2 protein-coding genes and 3 rRNA genes are annotated in these 8,691 nt (G+C 64.0%); 2 read left to right on the forward strand and 3 right to left on the reverse strand.

Annotated elements, in window-relative coordinates:
* Positions 1-215 precede the first annotated feature (215 nt).
* Entirely contained in the window at positions 216-1,739 is a 1,524-nt protein-coding gene (istA, locus tag AC1Q5D_RS17600; RefSeq protein ID WP_481736794.1) for an IS21 family transposase, read from the forward strand.
* A complete protein-coding gene (gene istB, locus AC1Q5D_RS17605; RefSeq protein ID WP_481736795.1) occupies positions 1,739-2,524 on the forward strand; it encodes an IS21-like element helper ATPase IstB in 786 nt (261 codons plus the stop codon). The genes istA and istB overlap by 1 nt, the downstream gene beginning before the upstream one ends.
* Positions 2,525-3,038: 514 nt before the next feature.
* Here the strand turns inward: istB and rrf are convergent.
* From rrf to AC1Q5D_RS17620, 3 genes are all read right to left on the reverse strand, one after another.
* Positions 3,039-3,155 (reverse strand): 5S ribosomal RNA (rrf, locus tag AC1Q5D_RS17610).
* A 226-nt stretch (positions 3,156-3,381) separates the two neighbouring features.
* Positions 3,382-6,510: ribosomal RNA gene (locus AC1Q5D_RS17615) — 23S ribosomal RNA — on the reverse strand.
* A gap of 525 nt (positions 6,511-7,035) precedes the next feature.
* Positions 7,036-8,558 (reverse strand): 16S ribosomal RNA (locus AC1Q5D_RS17620).
* The 16S, 23S and 5S rRNA genes sit together here, the layout of an rRNA operon.
* Positions 8,559-8,691: the final 133 nt, after the last annotated feature.

Here is an 8,691-nt window from a genome sequence, read left to right on the forward strand (position 1 = left end):
TGTTAGCGGCCATGGAAAACTGCCCGTAGGTGGCCAGGGAATTGCCCGCTGACGGCCACGGGGACTGCCCGCGTATGGCCACGGAAACTGCCCATTTGTGGCCGGCTGGTTTGCCCGCATTGCTCGTTAGCCCTGCCGTGTTCTGAGGACGGCGGGGGCCTCTTCCCGGTTGGATGTCGGTGTCGAATCGAATCCGCAGCAGGAAGAGGCCCTGAATGAAGGATGCCCTAGAAACCGTGAATATTCTTGCCACCTACGACCTCACCAGGTCCCTACGCAGCACCGCGGAGATCCACGGGTGCTCCCACCACACCGTCGACCGGCTCGTGAGGGCCCGCGATGCCGGCCGTGCCCCCGGCGCGGGTCCGGAACGGCCCAAGGTCACCGACGACTGGGACGCGAAGATCGAGGAATGGGTCGACAAGTCCCGGGGCCGGATCCGCGCCGACGTCGTGCACGACAAGCTCGTGTCGATGGGCTACGCCGGTTCGGAGCGCTCGACCCGCCGTGCCGTGGCGACCGCGAAGGACGCCTACCGCCGCGGGAGGCGGCGGGTGCACCGGCCCTGGATCACCGAGCCCGGCGGCTGGCTGCAGTACGACTTCGGCGACGGACCGGTCATCGGCGGGGTCAAGACGGTGCTGTTCGTGGCCTGGCTCGCATGGTCGCGGTACCGGATCGTGCTCGCGCTGCGCGACCGGACCGCCCCGAGCGTCTTCGCCGCCCTGGACCGCACCTTCAGGATCATCGGCGGGGCCCCGACGTACGTGCTGACGGACAACGAGAAGACGGTGACCACGATGCACGTGGCCGGGGTGCCGGTGCGCAACGAGGCGACCGTCGCGTTCGCGAAGCACTACTCGGTCGAGGTCCTCACCTGCCAGCCTGCCGACCCGGCGTCGAAGGGCGGGGTGGAGAACGCGGTCAAGGTCTCCAAGGCCGACCTCGTGCCCAAGGACACCAACCTGCGCGGCTCCTACGCCTCGTTCGCCGAGCTCGAGGCGGCCTGCCAGGCGTTCATGGACCTGGTGAACTCCCGCGAGCACCGCACCACCCGCCGCCGGCCCGTGGATATGCTCGCCGACGAGGCCCCCGCCCTGCACCGGGTCCCCGACGCCGCGCACACGATCGCCTACGGGACGGGCCGGAAGGTGCCGCCGAACACGCCGATGGTCTCCTACGAGAACGCCCAGTACTCCGTCCCGGCCCACCTGCTCGGCGCCGAGGTCTTCATCCGCCAACACGGCACCGGCGCCGACGCGAGGGTCGTGATCGTCCACGCCGGCCCCGACGGTGCCCTCGAGGTCGCCCGGCATCCGGTGGCCGCGCCCGGGTCCCCGGCGATCGACGACTCCCACTTCCCCGACCACGACCCGGCCAAGGTCCCTGGGGACCACACCCCGGTGCCGCGCTCGAAGGCCGAGGCCGAGTTCCTGGGCATCGGCGCGGGCGCGAGGTCCTGGCTGCTCGAGGCCGCCGCCGCGGGCGCGCACCGCATCAACGCCAAGATGGCCGAGGCCGTCGCCCTGGCCAAGATCGCCGGGACCAACGAGGTCGACAAGGCCCTCGGCCTCGCCGCGGTCCACCACCGCTTCGCCCACGGGGACCTAGCCTCCCTGCTCACCGCCGCCGGGCACCGGCCCGGGCTGCGCACCGCCGACGAGGGGACGTCCCTGACCCAGGGCACCGCCGGCTGGGCGGGCCTGGGCGCCACCACCTCCGGGAAGGAGCACCCCTGATGGGCATCGCCACCCCGAACACCACCGCCCCGGCCCTGCCCGAGGACCTCGCGGCGCTGATGCGCCAGCTGAAGATGCCCCACGCCCGCGCCGTCGCCCCCGAGGTGCTGGCCACCGCCCGCGCCCAGCGCTGGGAACCGGCCGAGACCGTCAAGGCCCTGCTGGCCGAGGAAACCGCGGGCCGGGCCCGCTCCATGCTCGCCACCCGGCGCAAGGCCGCCGGGTTCCCCACCGGCAAGACCTTCGCCCTCTGGGACGAGACAGCCTCCTCGATCCCGGCCCCGACCCAGCAGGCCCTGCGGACCCTGGAATGGATCCACCGCAAGGAGAACCTCGTCGTCTGCGGACCCTCCGGCACCGGCAAGACCTTCTTCCTCGAGGCCCTGGGCCAACAGGCCGTCGAGGAAGGCAAGCGGGTCGCCTGGTTCACCCTCGAGGACCTCGGCGCGCTCATCCGCGCCCACCGGGCCGACGACACCGTGACCAAGGCCGTGGCCCGGATCCTGCGCGCCGACCTCGTCGTGATCGACGACATCGGCCTGCTTGCAGTGGCCACCGACGCCGCCGAGGGCCTCTACCGGGTCGTGGACGCCGCCTACGAGAAACGCTCCGTGGCCGTGTCCTCGAACCTGCACCCCGCCGGCTTCGACGAGCTCATGCCCAAGACCCTGGCCACCGCCACCGTGGACCGGCTCCTCCACCACGCCCACGTCTGCCAAACCACCGGCGACTCCGTCCGACTCACCCAGGCCCTGGCCGGAAAGGGAGTCATGCCACTGACCTAGACACCACCAGTGGCCGGCACCAACCACCCGTCCCGCGGGCAAACCAGCCGGCCACCAGTGGGCACTTTCCCTGGCCACCAGCGGGCAGAACCGCTGGCCGCCCACGGGCAATTCCTACTGGCCGTTGACAGGCGCAGGCGCGCACGTTGCGGACCAGTTGGGTCTCGGGCCGCTGCAGAAGCATCCGCCGGTGCACGAGCTGGGACCGCTCGGCCTCCCCCAATGACGACCAGGGCGGCCCACCCTCGGCGCGCTCGTGCTTCTGGCGGCGGCGCGCAGCCTGCTCGGCGGCGCGTTGGGCGCGTGCGTACTCGGCAGGCTTGAACCCCCGCGTGCACCGCTCCACCGCCACGGACTCCAACGGCTCGAGCCCATACTTGGCCCCCAAGCCATGGGCGGCGATCCGGGCGCGGAGGAAGCCCACCTAGATAGTCATCGAGCCGTTCAGCTGGTTGTGGTGGTTAAGCGTCAGGACCCCCAACCCTGGTGGGGGTTGGGGGTCCTGGTAATGGTTGTCCGGCGGTGTCCTACTCTCCCACACCCTCCCGGGTGCAGTACCATCGGCGCTGTGGGTCTTAGCTTCCGGGTTCGGTATGGGACCGGGCGTTTCCCCCACGCTATGGCCGCCGTAACCCTTTCACCGCCCTGTCGTGGCAACCCGGGGGGTTGCCGCCTGTTGGGGGTGGCCTGGTCACGATCGTTGTGCCTCGTGTGTGGCTATTCTGTTGTGTTCCCGCCCCCTGGGGGGTGGGGTGTCCCGCCCCTTGGGGGGGCGGGGTGGTTCCGGAAACGGGTTTGTTGTTTCGGGACCGCATAGTGGACGCAGCGTTTCTTGCCCACCCGTGTGGGTGGTGTTTGTGGTGTAAGTTGTCGGCCTATTAGTACGGGTCGGCTTCACGGGTCCTTGGTCCCCGCTTCCACGTCCCGCCTATCAACCCAGTGGTCTGCTGGGGGCCTCCCGGAGCAAGCTCCGTGGAAACCTCATCTTGAAGTGGGCTTCCCGCTTAGATGCCTTCAGCGGTTATCCCTTCCGAACGTAGCCAATCAGCGGTGCACCTGGCGGTACAACTGACACACCAGAGGTTCGTCCGTCCCGGTCCTCTCGTACTAGGGACAGATCTTCTCAGGTTTCCTGCGCGCGCAGCGGATAGGGACCGAACTGTCTCACGACGTTCTAAACCCAGCTCGCGTACCGCTTTAATGGGCGAACAGCCCAACCCTTGGGACCTACTCCAGCCCCAGGATGCGACGAGCCGACATCGAGGTGCCAAACCATGCCGTCGATATGGACTCTTGGGCAAGATCAGCCTGTTATCCCCGAGGTACCTTTTATCCGTTGAGCGACGGCCGTTCCACAACGTGCCGCCGGATCACTAGTCCCGACTTTCGTCCCTGCTCGAGCTGTCGCTCTCACAGTCAAGCCCCCTTGTGCACTTGCACTCGACACCTGATTGCCAACCAGGCTGAGGGGACCTTTGGGCGCCTCCGTTACTCTTTGGGAGGCAACCGCCCCAGTTAAACTACCCATCAGGCACTGTCCCTGACCCAGATCATGGGCCGAGGTTAGGTGCCCGGTACGGCCAGAGTGGTATTTCAACGGCGACTCCACCGGCACTGGCGTGCCCGCTTCACAGTCTCCCACCTATCCTACACAAGCCGCACCGAACACCAATACCAAACTATAGTGAAGGTCTCGGGGTCTTTCCGTCCTGCTGCGCGTAACGAGCATCTTTACTCGTAGTGCAATTTCGCCGAGTTCATGGTTGAGACAGCGGGGAAGTCGTTACTCCATTCGTGCAGGTCGGAACTTACCCGACAAGGAATTTCGCTACCTTAGGATGGTTATAGTTACCACCGCCGTTTACTGGGGCTTGAATTCCCCGCTTCGCCGCAAGCGGCTAACAGGTCCTCTTAACCTTCCAGCACCGGGCAGGAGTCAGTCCGTATACATCGTCTTGCGACTTCGCACGGACCTGTGTTTTTAGTAAACAGTCGCTTCCCCCTGGTCTCTGCGGCCCACACCCGCCTCCCCGCAGCATGTGCGGTTCACGGGGCAGGCCCCCCTTCTCCCGAAGTTACGGGGGCATTTTGCCGAGTTCCTTAACCATGATTCTCTCGATCGCCTCGGTATTCTCTACCAGATCACCTGTGTCGGTTTGGGGTACGGGCGGCTGGAACCTCGCGTCGATGCTTTTCTTGGCAGCATGGGATCACCGGATCACCCCCGAACGGGGGCGCCTATCGGGCCTGAGCCTGGTGGGGGACGGATTTGCCTATCCCCCGGCCTGCACCCTTGGACCAGGTCGATTCCATTGCCTGGCCCGGCTACCCTCCTGCGTCACACCTGTTAATACGCTTACCTCCCCGGCTCGGTATCCCGCGCCTGGCCACCGGTGGGCCCCCCGAAGGGAACCCGGTGGTGGTTCGGGGCGGTTAGCATCGCCGGCTCGGTATGGGCGGTTCTTCGCCGGTACGGGAATATCAACCCGTTGTCCATCGACTACGCCTGTCGGCCTCGCCTTAGGTCCCGACTGACCCAGGGCAGATGAGCTTGACCCTGGAACCCTTGATCATTCGGCGGACGGGGTTCCCACCCGTCATTCGCTACTCATGCCTGCATTCTCACTCGTGCCGGCTCCACCGCTGGCTTCCGCCGCGGCTTCACTGCCGGCACGACGCTCCCCTACCCACCCAGACCGCTGAACCACTAGGGCTTGCGTACTTGTCTGGATGACGCGACTTCGGCGGTGTGCTTGAGCCCCGCTACATTGTCGGCGCGGAATCACTTGACCAGTGAGCTATTACGCACTCTTTCAAGGGTGGCTGCTTCTAAGCCAACCTCCTGGTTGTCTTCGCAACTCCACATCCTTTCCCACTTAGCACACGCTTGGGGGCCTTAGTCGGCGTTCTGGGCTGTTTCCCTCTCGACTGTGAAGCTTATCCCCCACAGTCTCACTGCCGCGTTCTGGCTTGCCGGCATTCGGAGTTTGGCTGACGTCAGTAACCCGGTGGGGCCCATCGGCCATCCAGTAGCTCTACCTCCGGCAAGGAACACGCGACGCTGCACCTAAATGCATTTCGGGGAGAACCAGCTATCACGGAGTTTGATTGGCCTTTCACCCCTACCCACAGCTCATCCCCTCCATTTTCAACTGAAGTGGGTTCGGTCCTCCACGCGCTCTTACACGCGCTTCAACCTGGCCATGGGTAGATCACTCCGCTTCGGGTCTAGACCGCGCCACTGAACGCCCTGTTCAGACTCGCTTTCGCTACGGCTTCCCCCCACGGGTTAACCTCGCGACACGGCACTAACTCGCAGGCTCATTCTTCAAAAGGCACGCCGTCACCGAAACAAGTCGGCTCCGACGGATTGTAGGCACACGGTTTCAGGTACTGTTTCACTCCCCTCCCGGGGTACTTTTCACCTTTCCCTCACGGTACTTGTCCGCTATCGGTCATCAGGGAGTATTCAGGCTTACCAGGTGGTCCTGGCGGATTCGCACGGGATTCCTCGGGCCCCGTGCTACTTGGGAACACCAACAAGGGCGGCGGACACGCATTACGGCTACGGGACTAACACCCCCTCTGGTCCGGCCTTCAAACCGGTTCGCCTATGCGCCCGCACCTCACCCCCCCGGTCCGGCAGAACCGGGACATTGGGTCCCACGACCCCGATGGCGCAACCCCTGCCGGGTATCACACGCCACCGGTTTAGCCCCATCCGCGTTCGCTCGCCACTACTAACGGAATCACTGTTGTTTTCTCTTCCTGCGGGTACTGAGATGTTTCACTTCCCCGCGTTCCCCCCACACAGCCTATGTGTTCAGCTGCGGGTCGTACGGCATAACACCGCACGGGGTTTCCCCATTCGGAAATCCTGGCCTCAACGTCCGGTTATCGACTCCACCAGGCTTATCGCAGATTCCCACGTCCTTCATCGGCTCCTGATGCCCAGGCATCCACCGTGCGCCCTTGAAAACTTGACCACAAACAGGCCAAGCAGAGCATGATCAAAAAACCCCGGAACCACCACCAAAGCGGCAGCCCCAGGATCTCGGAAAAAATCGCTACTTCTGCAAAAAAAATTGCAAGATGCTCGCGTCCACTATGCAGTTCCCAAACAACAACCCCGGCCGCCACCACACACCCCCCACCCCAACGGGACAAGGGAAAAACGCGTGGCGCAACCGCGCCCGGGACCGGACAACAACCAAACCCCCACACCCCCACCAGGGGGGCGCCAAGGGGCAAGGGCCTGTTGCCTCAGGACCCAACAGTGTGCCATCGACCAGGGAACCACCCCCACCCCGGGACTCCAACCCACCCCCGGCCACAAAGGCACAAGGGGAAAGGCGTACTACCCGGGGAGGAAACCAGTCCTCCCGGCCACCATCCGTTGACATTCCACCCATGAGCACCCGCCGGCGGACACTGGCCGCCGCAACGGGCAAACACTGGACAAGCCCCCCAACACCACGCGGTGCGGAAGGCCATGCCGAGCTGCTCCTTAGAAAGGAGGTGATCCAGCCGCACCTTCCGGTACGGCTACCTTGTTACGACTTAGTCCCAATCGCCGGTCCCACCTTCGACGGCTCCCCCCCAAAGGGTTGGGCCACCGGCTTCGGGTGTTACCAACTTTCGTGACTTGACGGGCGGTGTGTACAAGGCCCGGGAACGTATTCACCGCAGCGTTGCTGATCTGCGATTACTAGCGACTCCGACTTCATGGGGTCGAGTTGCAGACCCCAATCCGAACTGAGACCGGCTTTTTGGGATTGGCTCCACCTCACAGTATCGCAACCCATTGTACCGGCCATTGTAGCATGCGTGAAGCCCAAGACATAAGGGGCATGATGATTTGACGTCGTCCCCACCTTCCTCCGAGTTGACCCCGGCAGTCTCCCATGAGTCCCCGGCATAACCCGCTGGCAACATGGAACGAGGGTTGCGCTCGTTGCGGGACTTAACCCAACATCTCACGACACGAGCTGACGACAACCATGCACCACCTGTGAACCGGCCCCGAAGGGAAGGACGATCTCTCGCCCGGTCCGGCCCATGTCAAGCCTTGGTAAGGTTCTTCGCGTTGCATCGAATTAATCCGCATGCTCCGCCGCTTGTGCGGGCCCCCGTCAATTCCTTTGAGTTTTAGCCTTGCGGCCGTACTCCCCAGGCGGGGCACTTAATGCGTTAGCTACGGCGCGGAGGACGTGGAATGCCCCCCACACCTAGTGCCCAACGTTTACGGCATGGACTACCAGGGTATCTAATCCTGTTCGCTCCCCATGCTTTCGCTCCTCAGCGTCAGTTACTGCCCAGAGACCTGCCTTCGCCATCGGTGTTCCTCCTGATATCTGCGCATTTCACCGCTACACCAGGAATTCCAGTCTCCCCTACAGCACTCAAGTCTGCCCGTACCCACCGCAGATCCGGAGTTGAGCCCCGGACTTTCACGGCAGACGCGACAAACCGCCTACGAGCTCTTTACGCCCAATAATTCCGGATAACGCTCGCGCCCTACGTATTACCGCGGCTGCTGGCACGTAGTTAGCCGGCGCTTCTTCTGCAGGTACCGTCACTTGCGCTTCTTCCCTACTGAAAGGGGTTTACAACCCGAAGGCCGTCATCCCCCACGCGGCGTCGCTGCATCAGGCTTGCGCCCATTGTGCAATATTCCCCACTGCTGCCTCCCGTAGGAGTCTGGGCCGTGTCTCAGTCCCAGTGTGGCCGGTCACCCTCTCAGGCCGGCTACCCGTCGTCGCCTTGGTGGGCCATTACCCCACCAACAAGCTGATAGGCCGCGAGCCCATCCCCAACCAATAAATCTTTCCACCACCAGGCCATGCGGCCAATGGTCGTATCCGGTATTAGACCCAGTTTCCCGGGCTTATCCCAGAGTCGGGGGCAGGTTGCTCACGTGTTACTCACCCGTTCGCCACTAATCCACCCAGCAAGCTGGGCATCATCGTTCGACTTGCATGTGTTAAGCACGCCGCCAGCGTTCATCCTGAGCCAGGATCAAACTCTCCGTAAAAAACAAACGGACACGGCAACCACAGGATCGGGAAAACAACCCCACAGCCACCGCACCAAGCAAAAAATCCCGGCAAAAAACCCAGCCAACCACACGGGGGTGCGGCCAACCAGGCAATTCACCAATCAAAAAA

The sequence above is a fragment of the Arthrobacter paludis genome (assembly GCF_056782315.1).

Bases quoted from the DNA above. Each gene is read 5' to 3' on its own strand.
- istA (WP_481736794.1), top strand. From the start codon at position 216: ATGAAGGATGCCCTAGAAACCGTGAATATTCTTGCCACCTACGACCTC.
- istB (WP_481736795.1), top strand. From the start codon at position 1,739: ATGGGCATCGCCACCCCGAACACCACCGCCCCGGCCCTGCCCGAGGAC.